The sequence below is a fragment of the Antarcticibacterium sp. 1MA-6-2 genome, assembly GCF_021535135.1.
GTDB lineage: Bacteria > Bacteroidota > Bacteroidia > Flavobacteriales > Flavobacteriaceae > Gillisia.
Genome location: NZ_CP091036.1, coordinates 3,241,944 through 3,264,036 on the forward strand (window position 1 = coordinate 3,241,944; position 22,093 = coordinate 3,264,036).

Sequence of the window (22,093 nt, forward strand, 5' to 3'; positions counted from 1 at the left end):
AATGTTATGGGAAGCGGTAAACTTTTAACCGAATATCATAAGAAAAGAGATTTTAAACTTTCTTCAGAACCTTTTGGAGGAGATAGTGATCTTGAAGATAAGGAAAAGAAGATCTTCGTTATCCAAAAGCACGACGCATCCAATTTGCACTATGATTTCAGGCTACTTGTAGATGGAGTTTTAAAAAGCTGGGCCGTTCCTAAAGGGCCGTCTACCGATCCTCGCGAGAAACGTTTAGCAATCCCTACCGAAGACCATCCAATTGAATATGCCGATTTTGAGGGCATTATACCCGAGGACCAATATGGAGGCGGGACTGTGATGGTATGGGATGCTAGTACTTATGAAAACGAGAAGACAGATAAAAAAGGAGCTGAAATTTCGATGCAGGAGCAGTTGGATAAAGGTCGCTGCACCTTTATATTACATGAGAAAAAATTGAGGGGAGGCTATTCTCTAATAAAATTCGGTAAAGGGAAAGATGAAAACTGGATGCTGCGGAAGGTTGACGATGATGAGGCCGATGCCAGGAGAAATCCTGTAAATACTGAAACAAAATCAGTCCTAACTGGAAGGTCCATGGCTCAAATTCGAAAGGAAAGTATAACCGATGAAGAAGGTTCCAGAAATCATATTTGAAGATCTCGCCGAGAAAACTGTCAGGGAAAAACAGCCGGAATGGATCTCTCCTATGCTGGCAAAACTTACTCACGAGGAATTTTCTCATAAAGACTGGGTGTATGAAAGAAAGCTGGACGGGGAACGTTGTCTGGTTTTCAAAGACGGGAAGAATGTCAATATCATGTCCAGGAATAAGAAAAACCTCAATTCAACCTATCCTGAAATTATTAAGGCTCTTCAGGGGCAACCTGAGGATAAATTCATATTAGACGGGGAAATGGTTGCCTTTGTAGGGAAGCACACCAGTTTTGCTGAACTTCAAAAGAGAATGCATTTAACAAAGGCAGAGAATATTGTGGGACACAAGACAAAAGTCTTTTACTATGTATTTGACATTGTACACTTAAACGATATGAATCTGGGGGATCTTCCTCTCCTGGAGCGAAAAAATTTCCTACAGAAATATATTCTCTTTAAAGATCCCGTAAGATTCACGGAACACAAAAAGGAAAAAGGACTCAAATTTCTTAATGACGCATGTCGCCGGAAGTGGGAAGGGCTCATTGCCAAGAAAGCTGATAGCAGGTATGTACACGGCCGCTCCTCTTCCTGGCTTAAGTTTAAATGTACTAATGAGCAGGAGTTTGTAATAGGAGGATTTACAGAACCAACAGGTGGCAGGGTAAAATTTGGAGCCTTGCTTTTAGGATATTATGATGGTGATAAATTCCTGTACGCGGGCAAAGTTGGAACGGGATTTACTAATGATGTTTTGGAAGAATTGCACAAAAATATGTTGAAGCGTGAGATCGCCAATTCAAAATTTGCAAATCCAAAAGCAATCAAGTCTAAAAATGTTCATTGGTTAGAGCCGGAATTGGTAGCGCAAATATCATTTACAGAATGGACTGCAGGAAACAAACTCAGACATCCTTCTTTTATAGGATTGCGAAGGGACAAAGATCCTTATGAGGTTAAAAAAGAAGCTTAGGCTATGGGAAAAGAAATAAAAATAGGAAGCCACACCGTTGAGATTACCAATACCCAAAAAATTTTCTTTCCGGAAGAAGGATATACAAAGGGAGATTTAATTGATTATTACGAAAAGATTGCAGAGACCATGTTGCCTTATTTAAAGGATCGTCCTGTGACAATGATTCGTTTTCCAAATGGAATAGATGGAAAACGATTTTATCAAAAGGAAGCTCCTGAATATTTTCCCTCCTGGATTAATACAAAAGTTATAGATAATAGGGATGGAGGAACTACAAATTATGTGGTGTGCAACAAAGCTGCTACTCTTGTTTATCTCGCTAACCAGGCTTGTATAACCCCTCATATCTGGCTGAGCTAAGCGTGATAAACCAGAAAAACCCGATAGACTAATTATAGATCTGGATCCTGAAGTTGAGGATTTTTCAAAAGTAAAAATAGCTGCAGAAAAAACCCGAAAGTTGCTTAAGGAAGATCTCGGGCTACCTGTTTATCTCATGACCACAGGTTCCAGAGGATTACATATTGTGGTGCCACTTAAAAGGACAAGGGACTTTGACGAGGTAAGAGAGTTTGCACAATCTGCAGCCGATTTTCTTGAAAAAGAAAATCCTGAACTGCTTACGACTGCCGCTAGAAAAAATAAGAGGGAAGGAAAGATCTACCTGGATGTTGGCAGGAATGCTTACGGCCAGACAGGAGTTTCTCCTTATGCTGTGAGACCTGTTAAAGGAGCTCCCGTAGCCACTCCTCTGGAGTGGGATGAGTTAAAAGAATCTTCTCTTTCTCCTAAATCTTATGATATAAAAAATATCTTTAAGCGACTGGAGGAAAAAGGGGATCCGTGGAAAAGTATTGAAGCCTCTGGAGTTACCCTAACCGCAGCTATAAAAAGGCTGGCCAAAATGAGCGGTTCGCAATAATGTAATTGTGTAAGAAATTTCTTTCAAATTATGGAAAGCCTGATATTTAGGAAGTAACCCTTGTCATAGTTGTAGGAAATATCATCTTAAAATTTCTTTTCGTCCTTTTCCAGATAAAATATTGCATTCAGCGAAAACATTTTCGAAGCTTCTTATTTCCTCTTAAATTTAAGGGAGATATAAAACCTCTAAATCTAATTCTATGGAAGTCTTTACTGTTTTAGTTAGCAATTACAAAAATTCTACAAAGGATGTGGGAGTTGTTGGAAAAATAATCCTTGCCCTTGTACTTGGATTTATTTTCATAAATATAATTCTTGCGCTAGTAGGTGTGTTTATGGGGCAATAGTTTTTCCTTTCCTGCTACGTTTTAGATATAGATAAAATATACAGGAGAGAACTTCATAAAAAATTTAGGAACTAGTAGTTTATGAAGTGTGTTTGGTGGGAATAAATTTTTAAATTTGGAGCACGCAAAAAAATCCACTTTAGAATTCTCAACACCACTCACAATGCCAAATGTAATTACAGATGCCAAGATCTTTACCTGTACCCAAAGCCGGGAACTTTCCGAAAAAATAGCTGAAGCTTACGGTGCTCCCCTCGGGAATGTTATAACCAGTACTTATAGCGATGGTGAATTTCAGCCTTCCTTTGAAGAGTCTGTTAGGGGATCGCGGGTATTTATTATTGGTTCCACACATCCCGGGAGTGATCACCTTATGGAGATGCTGTTAATGCTCGACGCAGCAAAAAGAGCATCTGCACGACATATTACTGCTGTTTTACCTTATTTTGGTTGGGCAAGGCAGGATCGTAAAGACAAACCAAGGGTGCCAATTGCTGCAAAAATGGTAGCTAGTATTCTTGAAACCGCAGGTGCGACAAGGATAATCACAATGGACTTACATGCTGATCAAATTCAGGGGTTTTTTGAGAAACCTGTTGATCATCTCTTCGCTTCAACTGTCTTTTTACCCTATCTAAGGGATCTTAACCTTGAGGATCTTACGATCGCATCACCAGATATGGGAGGTTCCAAAAGAGCTTATGCCTATTCTAAAGCTCTTGAGAGCGATGTGGTTATTTGTTATAAGCAACGAGCAAAGGCCAATATAATTACTCATATGGAACTTATTGGAGATGTTACTGGCAAAAACGTGGTTTTGGTTGATGACATGGTAGATACAGCCGGAACCCTTACTGCAGCGGCAGACTTAATGATGGAACGCGGAGCATTAAGTGTGAGGGCAATTTGTACTCACCCAATTCTCTCAGGAAAAGCCTATGAAAGAATCGAAAGTTCAAAATTGCAGGAATTAATCGTTACAGATTCCATTCCTTTAAAAAAAGAAAGCCGAAAAATAAGAGTAGTAAGCTGTGCTCAATTATTTGCCGATGTGATGCAACGGGTACATCAAAACAGGTCTATTAGTACTAACTTTATAATGTAAATAAGGAAAGAGGAGAGGGGTGAAACTGGTCTTAAAATTCCTACTGCCATTACGCGCGAAGAAGATTAACATTTCGTAAAATGACTTATCTCTTGGTAAAGCAATCTCACCTTCAGGAGGAAAAGTGGTCAACGATAATAGTCTTTGGGGTTCTGGGGAAAAACTTCAAAATTTTCGTCATCCTGAATTTATTTCAGGATCTCCCTGTACTTAAAACCAGGATCCTCTGTTTTCCGTTGTTGTTCTCTGCCTAAAAGAATTGTTTGTGCATTCGTAGCAATTTGCAGTCCGCCAGGATTCACCAGTTAATTCTGCGAATTCTGGGGAAAAACTTCAAAATTTACGTCACCCTGAATTTATTTCAGGACATCGTTTATTTTAAATAAAGTTCCTCTGTTTCCGTTGTTGTTCTCTGCCAAAAAGAAATTAGTGCATTGGTGGCAGTTTTCAGTCTGCCATTTAATTCTGCAATTTCTGCGGGAAAAATCGGGAAGAGAATATTTTAAGCTTAAGGAAAGGAGGGTGCACTGGTATTTCAAAGTAATCCTATTCAGGGGTAAACGGACATTAAAATAATTCTCTCACAGCACTTTAATAACATAAAAAAATATCGCACCTTTGCAGCCTAAAATTTTTAACAATGAAATCACTAACGATCAACGGATCTAAAAGAGAAAGCGTAGGAAAAAAGGTATCTAAAGACCTACGTAATGCTGGAAAGGTTCCTTGCGTACTATACGGAGGGGGCGAGCCATTACACTTTGCAGCAGATGAGATTGCCTTCAAAGACCTCGTGTACACTCCTGATGTACATACAGTGGTTTTAGATTTAGGTGGAGAGAGCTACAATGCTGTTCTACAGGACATCCAGTTTCACCCTGTAACAGATGCTATCCTTCACATGGATTTTTACCAAATCTTTGAAGACAAAGAAATTACAATGGAAATTCCTGTTCATACTAAAGGTGTTGCAAGAGGAGTAAAGAATGGTGGGGTATTGCGTTACAACCTAAGGAGAATTAAAGTTAAAGGTCTTCCTCAAAATCTTCCTGATTTTATTGAAGCCGATGTTACCAGCCTTAAAATTGGAAACAAACTTTATGTTACTGCGGTAGCAAGCGACGACTATAAAATTCAGCATCCTGATAATACTGTTATATGCCAGGTGAAAACATCTCGTAACATTATTGCAGATACTGAAGATGAAGAGGAAGAAACAGCTGCAGACGAAGTACTAAGCAACTGAAGTTTCTGAAGAAGGAAACACTCAGTCGGGAGCAACTGACGCTAAGGAGTAAATTTTTTTCTAAGAATAAATTTAAACATCCCATTCCGAAAGGTTTGGGATGTTTTTTTATAATAGGACAGATACTGTCGCGGATTGCAAATCCGCGCCAACGCCAGCAAAAGCGAAGGCGGATGCTATTGTGGAAATGGAGTTGAGTTGTAATAATATAACGCAGAAGATGGCGCGGATTTGTAACGGATGCTAGCGCGGATTTGTAATCCGTGCTTCGTACTATCGGACTTTATACTATGGGGCTTTATACTACCGTGCTATGAGAATTAGTGTTTCATAACCTTCAGCAACTGTTAAGAGTTAAAAAGTATGGGGAAAGAGCCTTATTAATTTTATCTTTGCCAAAACTTAATTCATGCTGGCATTCTTCGGAAGAATATTGAGCAAAAAACACCCAGAGGAACAGGTAGACCCCATGAAAAAATTTTTAATTGCTTAGCCTCGGGAATATTGGCCCAAAATATCACAACACCCGTCACAATATTGGTTTCAGGATTCTTGACCATCTGGCCCACAAAGAAGATATAAGCTTTTCGACTGAAAAGCTTGGTGACGTTGCTACCTATAAGTTCAAAGGCCGCACTTTCATTCTGTTAAAACCATCCACTTACATGAATCTTAGTGGAAAAGCAGTTAATTACTGGCTCACTAAAGAAAAAATTCCACTGGAAAATCTGTTGGTTATTACAGATGATCTCAATCTTGAGTTTGGAACCATCCGCGTAAAAACAAAAGGCAGTGATGGAGGGCATAATGGTCTTAAAGATATACAGGCTACTCTTAATACTACCAACTACAACAGGTTTAGATTTGGGATAAGCAACGAATACAGTAAAGGGAGGCAGATAGATTATGTGCTGGGAGAATGGGATGAAGAGGAATTAAAAACAATGCCGGAGCGCCTGGAAAAATCTGTAGAAGTGATAAAATCATTTGGTACGGCAGGAATCAACAATACGATGAATACTTTTAACGGTAAATAATTTCACTTGAAAGAACATAAAGGAGCTTACGCTTTTACCAGCGATCACCCTACGGTTATAACCATTGGCACCTTTGATGGAGTTCACGCCGGACACCAGAAAATCATTGAGCGCCTCGTAGCTACTGCACGAATGAGCGAACTGGAATCTGTCATTCTCACATTTTTCCCTCATCCAAGGATGGTGTTGCAAAAAGAAAGTGATATTAAACTTATTAATACTATTGACGAGCGAAAGCAAATCCTTGAACGTTCGGGAATAGATCACCTGGTAGTACATCCTTTTACCCATCATTTCTCGCGCTTAACAGCCCTGGAATTCGTGCGCGACATTCTCGTTAATAAACTGCACGCAAAGAAAGTAATTATAGGCTATGACCATAGGTTTGGCCGTAACCGTACGGCAGATATAAATACCCTAAAGGAATTTGGAGAAGAATTTAACTTTGATGTTGAGGAGATAAGTCAGCAGGAGATTGAGGATGTGGCCGTAAGTTCTACCAAGATCAGGAATGCTCTTCTTGAAGGTCGCGTAGAGAAGGCTAACCTAGTACCTTCAGCATCCATTTACCCTTACGGGCACTGTGGTTAAAGGAAAAGGACTAGGTAAAAAATTTGGCTACCCCACGGCAAATTTAAAGATTGAGGAAGAGTACAAACTTATCCCCGGGAACGGTGTTTATGTAGTACGTGCCTTTATTGAAGATATCCCGTATTTTGGAATGATGAATATCGGCACCAATCCTACTGTGGGCGGGGAGGAACTTACCATTGAAACCTATTTCTTTTTTTTAGACAAAAATCTTTATGGAATGAAGCTTCAAATTGAAATGCTTACCCGTATAAGAGATGAGAAGAAATTTGACACAGTTGACGCTCTAAAGATAGCGATGAAACAGGATGAAGCTTTTTCAATAAAATATATTGAAGATAATTATGCTGAATAAGTGGTTCTTCACCAGAATCGACAATAGTGCCCTGGTAGTTTTCCGGGTGCTATTTGGATTTTTAATTGCTGTTGAAGCTTTTGGAGCCATTTTTACGGGTTGGATAAAACGTACTCTCATTGAGCCCCAGGAAACATTTAATTTTATAGGATTTGAATTTCTGCAACCGCTTCCCGGGAATGGAATGTTGTATTATTATGCCGTTATGGGGATGTTCGGGATTTTTGTGATGCTGGGATATCGCTACAGGGTAAGTATTATAGCGTATGGTATAATGTGGACGGCTGTATATCTTATGCAGAAATCTTCCTATAACAATCACTATTACCTCCTGATGCTGTTGTGTATATTAATGGCATTTTTTCCTGCACACCGTAGTTTCTCTCTTGATGCCCGCCGTAATCCGGCAATAAGATCTATATCTATGCCTCGTTGGGTGTGGGTAACTATTGTCCTGCAACTGTTTATTGTCTATACCTATGCGGCAATTGCAAAGATATACCCCGACTGGTTTAACGGAACTTTCCCACGGCTGCTTATGGCGGGTAAAAAAGATTACTGGCTGGTAGGAGAGTTTCTGCAGCAAAACTGGGTTCATCAAAGCATGGTGTGGTACGGCTTCTTTTTTGACCTGCTGGTAATACCTCTGCTTCTTTGGAAAAGAACGCGGCTATTTGCCTTCATAGCAGCGGTCTTTTTCCATCTCTTTAATAGTTTTGTGCTGCATATTGGCATTTTTCCTTATCTCGCTCTGGCATTTACAATTTTCTTTTTTTCAAGCCGTACAATCCACAGCCTCTTTCTGCGGGGAAGAAAAGAATATTATGGTGGAAATGAAATTATAGTTCCGGCCCATAAAAACCTGCTTATGTTCCTTTTTTCCGGTTGGTTTCTGGTGCAAATCGCTTTACCGCTTCGACATCATTTTTTTGAGGATAATGTATTATGGACAGAAGAAGGGCACCGTTTAAGCTGGAGAATGATGTTACGCAGCAAAGGTGGGAGCAGCACCTTTAAGGTGGTTGAGAAAGGCACCACGGATACTATATATGTTAAAAAACAGGATTACTTAACTCAAAAACAAATGCGGGCCATTAATAGCAAGCCAGACATGATCTGGCAATTCGCGCATCGCTTAAAAAGAGAATATGCTGAACAGGGAAAAGATATTCAGGTATTTGTAAATGCAAAGGTAATGGTGAACGGGAGGCCTTCACAAACCTTAATTAACCCCAAAGTTGATCTCGCTGCAGAAAAATGGCGACATTTTAAACATCACGACTGGATCTTACCTTCAAAATTGGAGTAAATGACCATTAAAATATTGACAAACTCTTCAAGCAGGCCATTTCTTTGATGATTGTCTAAAATACCCCATGTATCTGGATTAGCTTTAGGCTAATAATTTGTCCCGCTTTTGTTACATTTGTGCCACACTAAAAATCAGGTAGGCTTTATGTTACAGGTTAACAATATACGGGCGAATAAAGAGGCATATACTAAGGCTCTTAAGAAAAGAAATTTTAATGCTGAAGACACTTTAAATGATGTTTTACAGCTGGACGAAATCCGTCGCTCTACCCAGTCGCAACTTGATGATACTTTAGCTGAATCAAACCAGGTTTCCAGGGAAATCGGACTTTTATTTAAGACGGGGGAACATCTCAAAGCCGGAGTTTTAAAGGAGAAATCGGCTAAGCTGAAGGAATCCTCTAAAACTCTTTCTGAAACTCTTAATGATACTGTTCTAAGGCTTGAGCAGTTGTTATACACTATTCCCAATGTACCACATGAGTCTGTTCCGGAAGGAGCGGGAGAGGCAGATAATGAAGAAATCTTTTCTTCCGGAGAAATACCACAACTAGCTGAAGGTTCCCTGCCACACTGGGAACTTGCAAAAAAATACGACATTATAGATTTTGAGCTTGGGAATAAGATCACCGGAGCTGGCTTTCCTGTTTACAAAGGAAAAGGTTCTAGGCTGCAGCGGGCGCTAATTGCCTATTTTCTTGATAAAGCTGGAGAAGCAGGCTATACCGAATATGAATTGCCACTTTTGGTAAATGAAGCTTCAGGTTTTGGTACAGGACAATTACCCGATAAAGAGGGGCAAATGTACCACGTCACCGAAGATGATTTGTATCTCATCCCCACTGCCGAAGTCCCGATTACCAATATGTACAGGGATATGATCTTGAATGAGACTGATCTTCCAATTAAAGCTTCAGGATTTACCCCTTGTTTCCGAAGGGAAGCAGGTTCATATGGATCGCACGTTCGGGGATTAAATAGATTACATCAATTTGACAAAGTAGAATTGGTGCGCATTGAGAAGCCGGAAAACTCCTATCCTGCCCTGGAAGGAATGGTAGAGCACGTCAAAAACCTGCTTGAGGAATTAAAACTTCCATACCGTATTTTAAGATTATGCGGCGGCGATTTAGGATTTACTTCAGCCCTTACTTATGATTTTGAAGTTTTTTCTACCGCTCAGGATCGCTGGCTGGAAATAAGTTCGGTTTCAAACTTTGAGACTTTCCAGGCTAACAGGTTAAAACTTAGATTTAAAGACAGGGAAGGTAACAAACAATTGCTGCATACGCTTAATGGGAGTGCTCTGGCATTACCAAGAGTTCTGGCAGGAATACTGGAAAATTACCAAACACCTCAAGGAATAAAAGTTCCTGAAGTACTGGTGAAATACAATAGGTTTTGATCTTATAGATTAACAGGAATTACATATTTGAAACAGCGCATTTTGTTATCTTTACGAAATGCGCTGTTTTCTATTTATAAGCCTTTGTCTCTTCACAACTTTCAGTCATTTTGCCCAGAACGATCAGCTGGCGCGAAATTACCTGGAACAGGGAGAGTATGAAAAAGCCTTAAAGACTTATCAGCAACTATATCAGGAGAGTCCCGGGAATTCTACCTATTTCTACGGTCTAATTACTGCATACCAGGAAATGGAAAATTTTGATGCAGCTGAAGCTCTTCTGAAGGAAAGAATGCAGAAGATCCTGAACAACCCCAATATGCATATAGAGTTGGGACATAATTTTGAGTTGCAGCAAAAAACCGAAGAAGCCCAGCAACAATACAACACCGCAATTGAAATGCTGAAGGAAAACTCGAATTATACCTATTCCGTTGCCCGCACCTTTGAAAAATACAGCCTTCTGGATTATGCGGTGCAGGCATATAAATCGGGTTCTGAATTAGGTTCAGATATGAACTTTGATCTGCCCCTTGCAAGAATTTATGGAGAGCAGGGAAAACTGGATGAAATGTTCAATTCTTACCTTGATATAATGGGAAAGGAACCTGAAATAAGTTATAACCTGGTAAGGGAATTTGACTAGTATATACTGGAGGATGCTACTAATCCCGCTAATAATGTCCTACGGAAATTGCTCGTTCAAAGGCTTCAGAAGAATCAAAACCTTATTTTTAACGAAATGCTCGCCTGGCTATATGTGCAGCAGAAAGAATATGACAAAGCCTTTGCCCAGGAGAAAGCAATTTTCCGCAGAAACAATGGAGATATTCAAAGGATCATTCAGCTAACTTTTACGGCAAAAGCTGAAGGTGATCTTGAAACAGCCAAAGATATAGTTGAATTTATTATTGGTGAAAACCCGCCGCCGAATATTCTGCTGCAGGCCAATCAACTCCTGCTCGATATGAAGGTGGCCACCTCTACAAAATCTGATTATTCGGGAATTCAAAGAGATTTTCAGAAATTATTTGAGCAGTTCGGCAGAGGTCGGGAAACATTAGGTTTACAGGTAGATTATGCTAATTTCCTGGCTTTTCAACTTGAGCAGCCTGAAAACGCCATTAGAGATCTTAGAAACCTTTCAGATCAAACCCTCTCTAATTTTGAGCAGGCAAGAGTGAAAATGGCACTTGCCGATATCCTTGTTCTCGACGAGAAATATAATCAGGCTCTTATTTTCTACTCTCAAATTCAGAATCTGGTAAAAAATGATGAAATGTCCCAGTCAGCCAGGTTTAAAGTGGCCAAAACGAGTTACTATAAGGGAGATTTTGAATGGGCAAAATCGCAGTTGGATATCTTAAAAGCATCGGCTACGCAATTAATTGCCAATGATGCGATGGAACTGAGTCTGCTAATTAGGGACAATACTTTGGAAGATTCGGCTCAGGCTGCATTAAAAAAATACGCGCGGGCAGACCTGCTGGCTTTTCAGAATAAAAATAAAGAAGCTATAATTTTATTAGATGAGCTATTGAACGAGTATAAGGGTGATAAAATTGAAGATGATGCTTTGCTGAAGCAGGCTGAATTATACGAGGAGGAAGAAAACTGGAACAATGCTGAAGCGAATTATCTGAAGATATTGCAGTTCTATAATAAAAGTATTCTTGCTGATAATGCCACATATAATTTGGCACAGCTCTATAACAACCGGATGAACGAACCTGATAAAGCCAGAGATTTTTACGAGAAGATCATATTTAATTTTCCAGATAGTATCTATTTTGTGGATGCCAGAAGGAATTTTAGACAGTTGCGGGGAGATGAGATTGAGTAGTTTCCCCCGGCCCCCAAAGGGGAGTTTGAGAAACAAGAGCCAAGAACCAAGAGCCAAGAGCCGGGAAATAAATTGTTATTAATAAGATTTGATCGGAAAAAGAGAAATTGACTCATCAGAAGTTGAGAAAATCTGGTAATATCTGGGGGAAAGAAATTTAGAGAGAAGAGATTAAGAAAATTTTTATAAAAAAGAAACCTAGAACCTACAACCTACAACCAATAACCAATAACCAATAACCATTAACAATTACCCACAAATGTACATATACAACGTAACTACAAATATACAGGAAGATGTTCACGAAGAGTGGCTGGAATGGATGAAGAATGAACATATTCCTGACATGTTGAGCACTAAAAAATTTACTAAAGCGCTTATGTCCAGGGTAATGGTGGAGGAGGCTATGGGTGGAGTAACTTATTCCGTTCAATACACCTGCATCAACAAAGAGATGCTGCATAAATATTACGAGGAGGACGCCGCCGATCTAAGGTCCAGGAGCAAAGTTTTTGAAGGAAAATTCGTGAGCTTTCGTACAGAGATGCAAATTATAAGTGAACAAAAAGAGTAGAATAGACAGGCATATAAGAATGAGAAGAGAGTTTTCGAAAATTCTCTGCACCTCCTAAACAAAAATTCAAAAATTTTTAAATGAAGAAAAGCAAAGGAAAATACACCCCTCAAAATGATCCTGCAGCTGAAGGAGAAGTAAGAGCAAAGAAACATTTGGGTCAACATTTCCTAACCGATGAAAATGTGGCTCAAAAAATAGCTGATTCCCTTACCTGGTCCGGCTTTAAAAACGTACTGGAAATAGGTCCGGGAATGGGTGTTTTAACCAAATATTTGCTGAAGAAAGATGTAGATCTGCACGTAATCGAGATTGACAGAGAAAGCGTTGCTTTTTTAAAAGAAAATTATCCTGATCTTTCGGGAAAGATCCACGAGGAGGATTTCCTGAAATACGATCTAAAAAACATTTTTCCCGATGCACCTTTTGCCATCATTGGAAATTTCCCTTACAATATTTCAACACAAATAGTTTTTAAAACCCTTGAGAATCGGGAGGATATTCCTGAATTTTCAGGAATGTTCCAAAAAGAAGTCGCTCAACGTATTGCAGCACCTCATGGGAATAAAACCTACGGAATTCTATCTGTACTTGCACAGGCATTCTATGAAGTAACATATTTATTTACGGTTCCCCCTGAAGTTTTTAATCCGCCGCCAAAAGTAGAGAGCGGAGTGATAAGGCTAAAACGGAAAGAAAATTATTCTCTTCCCTGTAATGAAAAATTGCTTTTTAAAGTGGTGAAAACAGCTTTTCAGCAACGGCGAAAAACTCTTAGAAATAGCTTAAAAATTTTCCAGTTGCCAGATAATCTTCGCGAAGATGCTATCTTTGGGCAACGTCCTGAACAACTCAGCACCCAACAATTTATTGACCTTACGTTAAAAATTGAACCGTATGCAATTTCAACTTAGTGATGAATTAATTGAGAAAATAGAATTCCTCATCGAACAAAAGAACGATGAAGAATTGCTATTGCACCTGGAGGAAGTTCACCACGCTGATATTGCTGAAATTCTGACGGAGCTGGATCTTGATGACGCCACGTACATCATAAAACTGCTCGATAGTCAAAAAACTTCTGAAGCTCTTATGGAGCTGGAGGAAGGCGTGCGGGAGCGTATCCTGGAAAATCTCTCTCCCAAAGAAATTGCCGAGGAGCTGGAGAATATGGATACCGATGATGCTGCCGATATTATTTCTGAACTTTCCGAAGACAGGCAGCAGGAGGTCATTGCTCAAATTGAAGATGAGGAGCATGCCGAAAACATTGTGGAGCTACTTCGATTTGATGAAGATTCTGCCGGGGGTTTGATGGCAAAGGAGCTGGTGAAAGTGAATGAGAACTGGAACGTGACAGGCTGTATGAGCGAAATGCGAAATCAGGCCGAAAATGTTACGCGTGTTCACTCTATTTATGTGGTGGATGATAAGAACAAACTTAAGGGGCGATTATCTTTAAAAGATCTTTTGACTGCACCCAGCAATGCTCATATTAGGGATGTTTATATTCCTCAGGTGGATTACGTGAATGTGCACACATCTGGAGATGAAGTAGCCAGAATAATGCAGAAATATGACCTGGAGGCAATCCCGGTTGTAGATGAGATGGGCAGGTTGGTAGGCAGGATCACGATTGATGATATTGTAGATTACATAAGAGAACAATCGGAAAAAGATTATCAGATGGCGGCAGGTATTTCTGAAGATGTTGAGGCCGATGCCAGCATCTGGAGGCTCACCCGTGCCCGGCTCCCCTGGTTGATCCTGGCTCTGTTTGGTGGATTTGTGAGTGTCACGGTTTTAGGCACCTTTGATGCAGCAATGCAACAGTATGGAGCTTTATTTTTCTTTGTACCTCTTATTGCCGCAATGGCGGGAAACGTGGGGGTGCAGTCCTCTGCCATTGTTTTGCAGGGTCTTGCAAATGACACCCTTAGAGGTTCACTTATAAACAGGCTTTTTAAAGAAATTCTCCTGAGTCTTTTTAATGGTCTGGTACTGGCAATTATTTTGGGAATAGGAGCAACCTATTTGCTGGGTTTTGATGCGATTTTTGGTATCACAGTAGGTATTTCTCTTATTTCTGTTATTGTTATAGCTTCTCTTATTGGAACTTTCGTTCCTATTATTCTTGATAAACAGGGAATTGATCCCGCAATGGCGACAGGACCATTTATAACAACAAGTAACGACATCTGCGGAATTCTAATCTATTTTTCCATCGCAAAACTCATCTTCGGATTTTAATCGAATTATTTTCAATCTTACTTTAAATTCCAGCTTTTTTCAGAAACCAGAAACCAGAAATTCGAAACCAGAAACTTTGAATTTTTGAACCTTGAACCTTAAACCCTTCCAACCTTGACTCCAACCGCTATAAATATTCAGCAAAAATTCGAAAGATTCAGTAAGAACTGGCACCCACATCAAATTGCAGTTGTCAATAACATGCAGGTACTGTTAGCTAAATTAAAAGGAGATTTTGTCTGGCATCAGCACGATGAGGAAGACGAGCTATTTCAGGTTGTAAAGGGAACACTTTACATCAAGTTTGAAGATCGAACTGAAAAAATTGAGCAGGGAGAAATAATTGTAGTACCCAAAGGAGTGAGACATTGCCCAATGACTAAAAACGATGAGGAAGTTTATGTGATGCTTTTTGAAAAAATTGGTATTAAGCATACAGGAGAAGTTGAGGATGAAAGAACAGTTACAGAATATCCAAAAATTTAATTCATGACCATACTGCACGCAGACAGTAACCACCCTCTTTTAATGCGAAGATTGGAGGAGGCGGGGCACCAAAATATTGAAGCCTACACCCACTCGGTAGAAGATATCCTGGAAAATCAGCATTTGTATGATGGAATAGTGATTAGAAGTCGTTTCGATATTGGAAAAGATTTTTTAGATGCAGCGCCTAATTTGAAGTTCATTGCCAGAGTTGGAGCAGGCCTGGAAAGCATTGATGTGGATTATGCTGAAAAAAAAGGAATTGCTTTGTTTTCAGCTCCGGAAGGAAACAGGAATGCTGTTGCAGAACATGCTTTGGGTATGTTGCTCTCACTTTTCAACAAACTCAACAAGGCCGATAGGGAAGTGCGGGAAGGCCATTGGAACAGGGAGGCAAACAGAGGCATTGAACTGGACGGAAAAACAGTGGGCATTATTGGATATGGGAATATGGGTAAAGCCTTTGCAAAGAAGCTACGGGGATTTGAAGTTGAGGTGTTGTGTTATGACATTAAAGAAGGAGTTGGCGATGAAAATGCGAGGCAGGTAGATCTTCCGGAATTTAAAGATAAAGCAGAAGTGGTGAGTCTTCATACTCCCTGGACGCCACAGACGAATAAGATGATAAATTCCACCTTTATCAGTGGATTTCAAAAACCCTTTTGGCTTCTTAACACCGCCAGGGGAAAAAGTGTAGTGACTTCAGATCTTGTGCAGGCACTCATAGAAGGCAAAGTTCTTGGCGCTTAGCCTTGATGTACTGGAGTATGAAAAGAGTTCCTTCGAACAGTTATTTTCCAAAAAACATCTACCTGAAGCGCTCCAGGAACTAATGCTTCTGGATAACGTAATGTTTAGTCCGCACGTGGCAGGTTGGACAATTGAATCCCACAAAAAACTCGCGTTGACAATTGCAGATAAGATTATTGGGAAGTTTGGGTATAGTACTGAGAAGTGAGATTTCAGTATTGAGTATTGAGATGATTTCTCTTACTAGAGTTGTCATTCTGAAGAAGCCGCTACGAGCGGGTTCGGAAGAATCTCTTGCGTTAGATGAACATTCTTTTATTCCTGAACAGTTCTGCGGAAGGATCTTGTATGACTGAACGTTCTTGCTCATTTCTCCCTTTTAGTTTGAGGCTATGGCAGGTAAGATTCTTCACTACGTTCAGAATGACAAAAGAGACCATATTGTTAGGGATCCCTTCACTTTGTTCTGATTGAGAAAAGACTAGTTGTTCGGGAATCTTCACTTTGTTCTGATTTACAAAAGACGTAATGTTGTCATTCTGAAGAAGCCGCTACGAGCGGGTTCGGAAGAATCTCTTGCGTTGGATGAACCTTCTTCTTATCCTGAACAGTTCTGCGGAAGGATTTTCTGGTATGACTGAACGTTCTTGCTCATTTCTCCCTTTTAGTTTGAGGCAATGGTAAGTAAGATTCTTCACTTCGTTCAGAATGACAAAAGAGACAATGTTGTCGGGGATCCTTCACTTTGTTCTGATTTACAAAAGACGTAATGTTGTCATTCTGAAGAAGCCGCTACGAGCGGGTTCGGAAGAATCTCTTGCGTTGGATGAACATTCTTCTATTCCTGAACATTTCTGCGGAAGGACCTTCCTGGTTATGGCTTAGGGTTTTTCCTCGTTTTTCCCTTTCGAGTTTGAGACTATGGCAGGTAAGATTCTTCACTACGCCCCGAATGACAAAAGAGACCAATTGTCCGGATTTTTAACTTTGGTTAGATTGCAAAATCGTTTGTCTCTTCTCTTTCCTCTCTTTTCTACCAGCGCAGCGGTCTGATATGTTAAATTTACGCCACCCCAATCACTTGTTGCACTCTTCCCACTTCTCCCGTCTCCAGTCTCACTTTAATCCCGTGTGGATGAATAGGGGAGTTGGTAAGAATTTCTCTCACCACACCTTCGGTGAGCATTCCCGGTCGTTGATCATGCTTTTGAACAATTCTTACGTGACTGCCGGGATGAATATCTTTTCTAGTTGGTATCATACTTAAGAAATTATCTACTGGCTTCTATAATTGCAGTTTTAATGGATTCTTTACCTTCAAGTGCTTCAATGACTTTGTTCTTCACCAAAGGATCTGCAAGGCTCATCACAAGAAGGAAAGCAACATCATCACGGGAAATTTCCCCTGTCTCATTCAGCTTTTCTGCCAGTTTAACTTTGGCAAGTCCTAAATCGTCAGTTAATGCTCCCGGACGGAGGATAGTAAACGGGATTCCGCTATTCTTAAGGTGCTCGTCTGCTTTGTGTTTAGCCTCCAGATAAACTTTCAGCTTTTCGTGTTGAGAGGGATCATCTGCTCCCATAGCACTCAGCATCACAAACTTTTTCACATTTGCTTTTTTGGCGGCATCGATAACCTTCATGGCGCCTTCCTGATCTACGGCTATAGTTTTGTCTTCTCCTGTTTCCCCACCAGAGCCTGCTGCAAAAATAACCTTATCAACACCTTTAAAAGCCTGATCCACCTCCTGCTCGAGATCTCCCATAACCCATTGAACTTCCATATCATCAAACATTTCCTGCTGTTCCTTCTTCCGAATCATCGCAACAGGTTCAAAACTTTGTGAGCTTTTAAGAATTTCAATTACTCTTTTTCCTGTGCTTCCGGTTGCTCCTATAATTAATATTTTTTCCATGTCTCTCAAATTGCGTTTCAGGAAAATATAAGAAGGATCTCCTACAAAGCCTAAATTGACAGGCAGAATAACACGAAATTAACAGCGGTTTTAGTGTTCTGCAGCCTTTTGTTCCAGCTCCTTTTGAAATTCTTCCATTACAGGTTTTACTGTACTTTCAGGAAGATCAGCTATTTTGATGTACATAAGTCCGTCAACAGCATTGTTGAACAACGGGTCGACATTGAATGCAATAACGCGGGCATTTTGCTTAATATACTTTTTAATAAGTACAGGAAGACGTAAGCTATCCGGCTCCAGTTCATCTATAATCTTATCAAATTTGTTGAGATCGGCTTCGCTCGAGTCCATTACTAAATCCTTATCCTCGTCCCGCAGTTTCACCTTAAATTCTTTTTTCGGTCTTACGTATTGAGCTACTTCCTGGTCATAAAAGTTAGACCTCATAAACTCGATCATCAGAGATTTGGAGAAGTTGGAGAATTTGTCACTAATGGTCACTCCTCCAATTAAATATTTGTGCTCCGGAAATCTGAGGGTACAGTGAACGATGCCTTTCCACAGTAAGAACAACGGCATTGGCCGCTGCTGATATTCCTTTACAATAAAGGCCCTTCCCATCTCAATGGACTGGCTCATCATTTTATGTAGTTCGGGTTCAAACCTGAAAAGGTCCTGTAGATAGAACCCGTCAATCCCGTATTTTCTGAAGATTTCAGAACCCATTCCCATTCTATAAGCCCCCGCTACCTTTTTGGCATCGTTATCCCACAAAAACATATGGTAATAATAATCATCAAATTTATCCAGATCAATAGAATTATTAGTTCCCTCACCAATCGCACGAAAAGTTATCTCGCGAAGCCTGCCGATTTCCTTAATAATATTTGGTACTATTTCCTTTTTTGCCAGGAAGACTTCATAATTTTTACTTTCTAAAAGACGTTTGTCCAAATGGCGACAGGTTTCAATCTCAGCCTCAATTAATTCCTGCTCTGTTTCGCTAAGCAATGTCTTTAGGCTTCTTTGGGATGTTTAATGTCTTTGGCAGGTTATCTATTAACCTCTTGCGCTCAAAAGTATTGGCAAGCATGTAAGTTTTCCTTCGGAGAAAAGCAGTAAAAGCTTCGAGGTTGGGATGTGCCTGCAACTCTTCAGGAGAAATAGCGTTGCCTATTCTCACCTTGATTTTTCTCCTTCTTTGAGAGAGCATTTCACTGGGCAATTTAGCTGTACGTAGAACCCCGCTCAATCCCGCAAGCCTGTAGAAGAAAACACTATTTCTGGCATGGAAATATATTGGAATAACAGGAACGTTAGCTTTTTGAATAAGCTTCATTGCACCCGTTCCCAGGGACGGTCCACAATATTTCTCTCATCCCTGTAAGTAGAAACTTCCCCTGCAGGAAAGATACCCAAGGCGTGACCATCTTTTAAATGTGTAATAGCTTCTTTAATCCCCGCCAGGCTGGATTTTGCCTCCTTGTGCTCCTCAAAGGGATTAACCTAAGCATAATGTATGGCTTTAAAGGGTCAAGCCTTTGCAATAGAAAGTTGGCTATTACCTTGTAATCTTCCCTTTGCTCAAGAACAGTTTTCAATAGTATCATTCCATCAATCCCTCCAAGGGGATGGTTTGAAATGGTAATAAAAGGTCCCGATTTGGGTATTCTTTTTAAATCTTTTTCAGGTATTTCAAATTCTATCTCAAACCTCTTTAAGATGGACTTGATAAAATCCTGACCATTAAGGTTTTTCCTTTTTTCATATTCTTTGTTGATAACAGAAAGACGGGTAGTTTGCAGAATGATCCAGCCCAGAGAGGTGCCAACAGTACCAAACTTTTCCAGGTTCATTACTTTAGCTACTTCTTTTGCCGAAACTATACCCATGAAATTTTGTTTAATGATTGATAACAAAGATAAAATTTACAGTTTTTTCCTGACATGTAGGATTAGTTGCGGGAAACCAACTGTACCGTGTTCTGCATCACCTGTTTAACGAGAATATCTTTGTCTTTTTCCAGAAGTTCTTTTGCAGAATCATCAAAATGCCTGATCGTATAAAGAGAAACTCCTTCAACAAAATCTACTTTATATCTTGCCTTAAGGTGCATAATTAACTTATCCAGATTATTAAACCTAGGTTGTCCACGCACACAGTAAAACTAATAGCAGAATTCTGGATGAGGTCTACCTTCATTTGGTAAAGATGAAAAAGCCTAAAAATTTCACTAAGGTTCTCCTCCACCATAAACGAAAAATCCAGAGAGGAAAGAGAGATTAAAACCTGATTTTTCTTAACAATAAAACATGGAACAGCGGGGATTAAAGCCTGTCCTTTACTTACTGCTGTCCCTTCACCTTCCGGATTGAGAAATGATTTTACAAAAAGCGGAATTTCTTTTCTTTGAAGAGGCTGTAATGTTTTAGGATGTATTACAGATGCTCCATAAAAGGCAAGTTCTATAGCCTCCTCATAGGATATCTGGTGCAATAATTGTGAATTTTCAAATACCCTGGGATCAGCATTTAAAACACCGGGAACGTCTTTCCAAATCACCACTCTTTCAGCATTGAGACAATATGCAAAAATAGCTGCTGTATAATCACTTCCTTCCCTGCCCAAAGTTGTAGTGAAATTATTGGCATCAGCCCCAATAAATCCCTGGGTGATATATAATTTATTTGGTCTAACTTTTTGTAGAATACCTTGCTGGGTCTCCAACCAATTTACAGTAGCATCCCGGTACGTACTGTCGGTTTTAACCAGTTTTCGGGCATCCAGCCATTCGTGCTCTATTCCCTGAGCCTCTAAAAAATCACTTAAAATGGAGGTGGAAACCAATTCCCCATAGCTCACAATTTGGTCATACACAAAATGATACTGTGTAGATTTATTATGTTCCATAAAATTCTCCAGTTCCCCAAATAGTTCATCTATTTTAAAAAAGGTTTTATCAGGATCTTCAAATAATTCTGCAATAATCTCACTATGGTAATTTTTTACTGCTGAAAGACTCTCTTTTGGAATGGATAAATTTTCCAGATACTTTGCTACAATTACCTCAAAAGCATTGGTCATTTTTCCCATTGCCGAAACTACCACAAGTTTATCCCGAAGACCTGTATGACGAAGTACCTTTAAAACATTTTTAACTGAAGGAGCATCTTTAACTGATGCTCCTCCAAATTTAAATACCTCCATTTTACTTCTTAATGTTTTTTTGAATGACGGCTTCATCCATATGAACTGTATACCAGTTTCTCTTAATATCTGCTCCCGTATTTTCGTAAAACTGAATTGCATTCTTATTCCCTTCAGAAACAACCCATTCTACACGTCGTACTCCATTCTCATGGGCATATTCTACCACTTTGCGATAAAGAGCACCTCCAAGACCAGTCCCTCTCATGGATTCCCTTACGATTAAGTCTTCCAGGTGTACCGTTCGTCCTTTCCAGGTAGAAAACCGGAAATACACTAAAGCCATTCCTTCCAGTTTCCCATTAACATCAGCTACAAAACATTTGAAATTGCACTGGTCAAAACCTTCTTTCTCAAGATCGGCCACTTCAATCTGCACTTCATCTGATGCATTTTCATAGGCAGCCAGTTCCTTTATTAGCTCCAGGACTTCCGGCATATCCTTTCTTTCTGCTTCTCTTATTGTAAACTCCATAATTCAATTGATTTCCTACAAATTTACCCATCTTTTAGCGGAAGGCAGCAACCCGGGGATGGCTAAACATTTATTTAACTTCAGCCAAATAGTTTTTCATACCTTTTTCATTCATTTGTACAGTATGCCAATCCCGCATTACGGTTGCACCACTTCGTTCATAAAATTTTATGGCATGCTCATTCCAGTCCAATACAACCCATTCTGTTCTTTTTACTCCCTGCTCCACGGCATATTCTATTACTCTTTTATATAATGCACCTCCCAGGCTAGGTGCCTCGCATATTTTCCCTTACGATGAGGTCTTCCAAATGTACTGTACGGCCCTTCCAGGTGGAGAATCGAAAATAGACCAAAGCCATTCCTTCTATACGCCCTGCAACTTCGGCAACAAAACAGGTAAAAAGGGGATGCTCCCCAAAACCTTCTTTTTCCAGTTGTTGAATATCTACCTCTACAGCTTCGGGTTCTTTTTCAAAAATTGCCAGTTCCTTAATGAGTTCCAGGATTTGAGTAATGTCTTCTTTTTCGGCTTTTCTAATTCTATGTTCCATAGTTGTGTTAATTGTTTCAAAAATAAGGAACCTTAAACTTATAATTCTTACGCAATCGTTGTAGTAACATAATTATTTGAATATTTTTACCGCCTTTAAAAG

The 22,093-nt window shown here is 39.8% G+C and carries 19 protein-coding genes and 6 pseudogenes; 19 read left to right on the forward strand and 6 right to left on the reverse strand.

Annotated elements, in window-relative coordinates; all coding sequences use genetic code 11:
• Nucleotides 1-6 precede the first annotated feature (6 nt).
• From LZ575_RS16570 to LZ575_RS16660, 19 genes and pseudogenes are all read left to right on the forward strand, one after another.
• A complete protein-coding gene (locus tag LZ575_RS16570; RefSeq protein ID WP_235325763.1) occupies nt 7-639 on the forward strand; it encodes a DNA polymerase ligase N-terminal domain-containing protein in 633 nt (210 codons plus the stop codon).
• Nucleotides 611-1,612: a non-homologous end-joining DNA ligase gene (gene ligD, locus LZ575_RS16575; RefSeq protein ID WP_235325765.1), complete on the forward strand. Its 1,002-nt coding sequence runs from the start codon at nt 611-613 to the stop codon at nt 1,610-1,612. Before LZ575_RS16570 ends, ligD begins: the two co-directional genes overlap by 29 nt.
• Nucleotides 1,613-1,615: 3 nt before the next feature.
• The gene (locus LZ575_RS16580) at nt 1,616-1,975 is read left to right on the forward strand and encodes a hypothetical protein (RefSeq protein ID WP_235325767.1); all 360 of its coding nucleotides are present in this window, start codon (nt 1,616-1,618) and stop codon (nt 1,973-1,975) included.
• Between the two features lie 40 nt (nt 1,976-2,015).
• Entirely contained in the window at nt 2,016-2,537 is a 522-nt protein-coding gene (locus tag LZ575_RS16585) for a DNA primase small subunit domain-containing protein (protein ID WP_409187222.1), read from the forward strand.
• A gap of 202 nt (nt 2,538-2,739) precedes the next feature.
• Complete coding sequence (locus LZ575_RS16590) at nt 2,740-2,886, forward strand: hypothetical protein (protein ID WP_235325772.1); 147 nt, start codon at nt 2,740-2,742, stop codon at nt 2,884-2,886.
• A 163-nt stretch (nt 2,887-3,049) separates the two neighbouring features.
• The gene (locus tag LZ575_RS16595; RefSeq protein WP_235325774.1) at nt 3,050-3,991 is read left to right on the forward strand and encodes a ribose-phosphate pyrophosphokinase; all 942 of its coding nucleotides are present in this window, start codon (nt 3,050-3,052) and stop codon (nt 3,989-3,991) included.
• A gap of 640 nt (nt 3,992-4,631) precedes the next feature.
• On the forward strand, nt 4,632-5,237 hold the full coding sequence (locus tag LZ575_RS16600) for a 50S ribosomal protein L25/general stress protein Ctc (RefSeq protein ID WP_235325776.1): 606 nt from the start codon (nt 4,632-4,634) through the stop codon (nt 5,235-5,237).
• 409 nt (nt 5,238-5,646) lie between these two features.
• Nucleotides 5,647-6,274, forward strand: a pseudogene (gene pth / locus LZ575_RS16605) (aminoacyl-tRNA hydrolase).
• Between the two features lie 6 nt (nt 6,275-6,280).
• Nucleotides 6,281-7,220: pseudogene (locus LZ575_RS16610) on the forward strand (bifunctional riboflavin kinase/FAD synthetase).
• A complete protein-coding gene (locus tag LZ575_RS16615; protein ID WP_235325778.1) occupies nt 7,210-8,529 on the forward strand; it encodes an HTTM domain-containing protein in 1,320 nt (439 codons plus the stop codon). Before LZ575_RS16610 ends, LZ575_RS16615 begins: the two are co-directional and overlap by 11 nt.
• Before the next feature lie 147 nt (nt 8,530-8,676).
• Nucleotides 8,677-9,936: a serine--tRNA ligase gene (serS, locus tag LZ575_RS16620; protein ID WP_235325780.1), complete on the forward strand. Its 1,260-nt coding sequence runs from the start codon at nt 8,677-8,679 to the stop codon at nt 9,934-9,936.
• 58 nt (nt 9,937-9,994) lie between these two features.
• Nucleotides 9,995-10,582, forward strand: coding sequence for a lipopolysaccharide assembly protein LapB (locus LZ575_RS16625; protein WP_235325782.1), 588 nt, complete (start codon nt 9,995-9,997; stop codon nt 10,580-10,582).
• Nucleotides 10,583-10,630: 48 nt separating this feature from the next.
• Nucleotides 10,631-11,779: a tetratricopeptide repeat protein gene (locus LZ575_RS16630; protein WP_235325784.1), complete on the forward strand. Its 1,149-nt coding sequence runs from the start codon at nt 10,631-10,633 to the stop codon at nt 11,777-11,779.
• Between the two features lie 259 nt (nt 11,780-12,038).
• Nucleotides 12,039-12,353 carry a DUF4286 family protein gene (locus LZ575_RS16635; protein WP_235325786.1) on the forward strand — a complete coding sequence of 105 codons (315 nt, stop codon included), beginning with the start codon at nt 12,039-12,041 and terminating at the stop codon, nt 12,351-12,353.
• 80 nt (nt 12,354-12,433) lie between these two features.
• On the forward strand, nt 12,434-13,267 hold the full coding sequence (rsmA, locus tag LZ575_RS16640) for a 16S rRNA (adenine(1518)-N(6)/adenine(1519)-N(6))-dimethyltransferase RsmA (protein WP_235325788.1): 834 nt from the start codon (nt 12,434-12,436) through the stop codon (nt 13,265-13,267).
• The gene (mgtE, locus tag LZ575_RS16645) at nt 13,251-14,603 is read left to right on the forward strand and encodes a magnesium transporter (RefSeq protein WP_235325790.1); all 1,353 of its coding nucleotides are present in this window, start codon (nt 13,251-13,253) and stop codon (nt 14,601-14,603) included. The genes rsmA and mgtE overlap by 17 nt, the downstream gene beginning before the upstream one ends.
• A gap of 114 nt (nt 14,604-14,717) precedes the next feature.
• Nucleotides 14,718-15,089 carry a cupin domain-containing protein gene (locus LZ575_RS16650; protein WP_235325792.1) on the forward strand — a complete coding sequence of 124 codons (372 nt, stop codon included), beginning with the start codon at nt 14,718-14,720 and terminating at the stop codon, nt 15,087-15,089.
• Nucleotides 15,090-15,092: 3 nt separating this feature from the next.
• Nucleotides 15,093-16,047 (forward strand): annotated as a pseudogene (locus tag LZ575_RS16655) (2-hydroxyacid dehydrogenase).
• A 500-nt stretch (nt 16,048-16,547) separates the two neighbouring features.
• Entirely contained in the window at nt 16,548-16,724 is a 177-nt protein-coding gene (locus LZ575_RS16660) for a hypothetical protein (RefSeq protein WP_235325794.1), read from the forward strand.
• A 178-nt stretch (nt 16,725-16,902) separates the two neighbouring features.
• Here the strand turns inward: LZ575_RS16660 and LZ575_RS16665 are convergent, their stop codons facing one another.
• The 6 genes and pseudogenes from LZ575_RS16665 to LZ575_RS16690 form a co-directional block, all read right to left on the reverse strand.
• Nucleotides 16,903-17,100 (reverse strand): YwbE family protein, encoded by a 198-nt coding sequence (locus LZ575_RS16665; RefSeq protein ID WP_235325796.1) that lies wholly within the window; start codon nt 17,098-17,100, stop codon nt 16,903-16,905.
• A gap of 10 nt (nt 17,101-17,110) precedes the next feature.
• On the reverse strand, nt 17,111-17,755 hold the full coding sequence (locus LZ575_RS16670; protein WP_235325798.1) for an SDR family oxidoreductase: 645 nt from the start codon (nt 17,753-17,755) through the stop codon (nt 17,111-17,113).
• 90 nt (nt 17,756-17,845) lie between these two features.
• A pseudogene (locus LZ575_RS16675) lies at nt 17,846-19,647 on the reverse strand (GNAT family N-acyltransferase).
• 62 nt (nt 19,648-19,709) lie between these two features.
• Nucleotides 19,710-20,962 (reverse strand): annotated as a pseudogene (locus LZ575_RS16680) (aspartate kinase).
• 1 nt (nt 20,963) lies between these two features.
• The gene (locus LZ575_RS16685; RefSeq protein WP_235325800.1) at nt 20,964-21,437 is read right to left on the reverse strand and encodes a GNAT family N-acetyltransferase; all 474 of its coding nucleotides are present in this window, start codon (nt 21,435-21,437) and stop codon (nt 20,964-20,966) included.
• 70 nt (nt 21,438-21,507) lie between these two features.
• Nucleotides 21,508-21,991: pseudogene (locus LZ575_RS16690) on the reverse strand (GNAT family N-acetyltransferase).
• Nucleotides 21,992-22,093: the final 102 nt, after the last annotated feature.

Coding starts and splice junctions, on each gene's coding strand:
- LZ575_RS16635 (WP_235325786.1), top strand. CDS start 12,039: ATGTACATATACAACGTAACTACAAATATACAGGAAGATGTTCACGAA.
- LZ575_RS16590 (WP_235325772.1), top strand. CDS start 2,740: ATGGAAGTCTTTACTGTTTTAGTTAGCAATTACAAAAATTCTACAAAG.
- LZ575_RS16685 (WP_235325800.1), bottom strand. CDS start 21,437: ATGGAGTTTACAATAAGAGAAGCAGAAAGAAAGGATATGCCGGAAGTC.
- rsmA (WP_235325788.1), top strand. CDS start 12,434: ATGAAGAAAAGCAAAGGAAAATACACCCCTCAAAATGATCCTGCAGCT.
- LZ575_RS16580 (WP_235325767.1), top strand. CDS start 1,616: ATGGGAAAAGAAATAAAAATAGGAAGCCACACCGTTGAGATTACCAAT.
- LZ575_RS16600 (WP_235325776.1), top strand. CDS start 4,632: ATGAAATCACTAACGATCAACGGATCTAAAAGAGAAAGCGTAGGAAAA.
- mgtE (WP_235325790.1), top strand. CDS start 13,251: ATGCAATTTCAACTTAGTGATGAATTAATTGAGAAAATAGAATTCCTC.
- LZ575_RS16665 (WP_235325796.1), bottom strand. CDS start 17,100: ATGATACCAACTAGAAAAGATATTCATCCCGGCAGTCACGTAAGAATT.
- LZ575_RS16595 (WP_235325774.1), top strand. CDS start 3,050: ATGCCAAATGTAATTACAGATGCCAAGATCTTTACCTGTACCCAAAGC.
- LZ575_RS16625 (WP_235325782.1), top strand. CDS start 9,995: ATGCGCTGTTTTCTATTTATAAGCCTTTGTCTCTTCACAACTTTCAGT.
- LZ575_RS16615 (WP_235325778.1), top strand. CDS start 7,210: ATGCTGAATAAGTGGTTCTTCACCAGAATCGACAATAGTGCCCTGGTA.
- LZ575_RS16670 (WP_235325798.1), bottom strand. CDS start 17,755: ATGGAAAAAATATTAATTATAGGAGCAACCGGAAGCACAGGAAAAAGA.
- LZ575_RS16660 (WP_235325794.1), top strand. CDS start 16,548: ATGACAAAAGAGACAATGTTGTCGGGGATCCTTCACTTTGTTCTGATT.
- serS (WP_235325780.1), top strand. CDS start 8,677: ATGTTACAGGTTAACAATATACGGGCGAATAAAGAGGCATATACTAAG.
- ligD (WP_235325765.1), top strand. CDS start 611: ATGAAGAAGGTTCCAGAAATCATATTTGAAGATCTCGCCGAGAAAACT.
- LZ575_RS16570 (WP_235325763.1), top strand. CDS start 7: ATGGGAAGCGGTAAACTTTTAACCGAATATCATAAGAAAAGAGATTTT.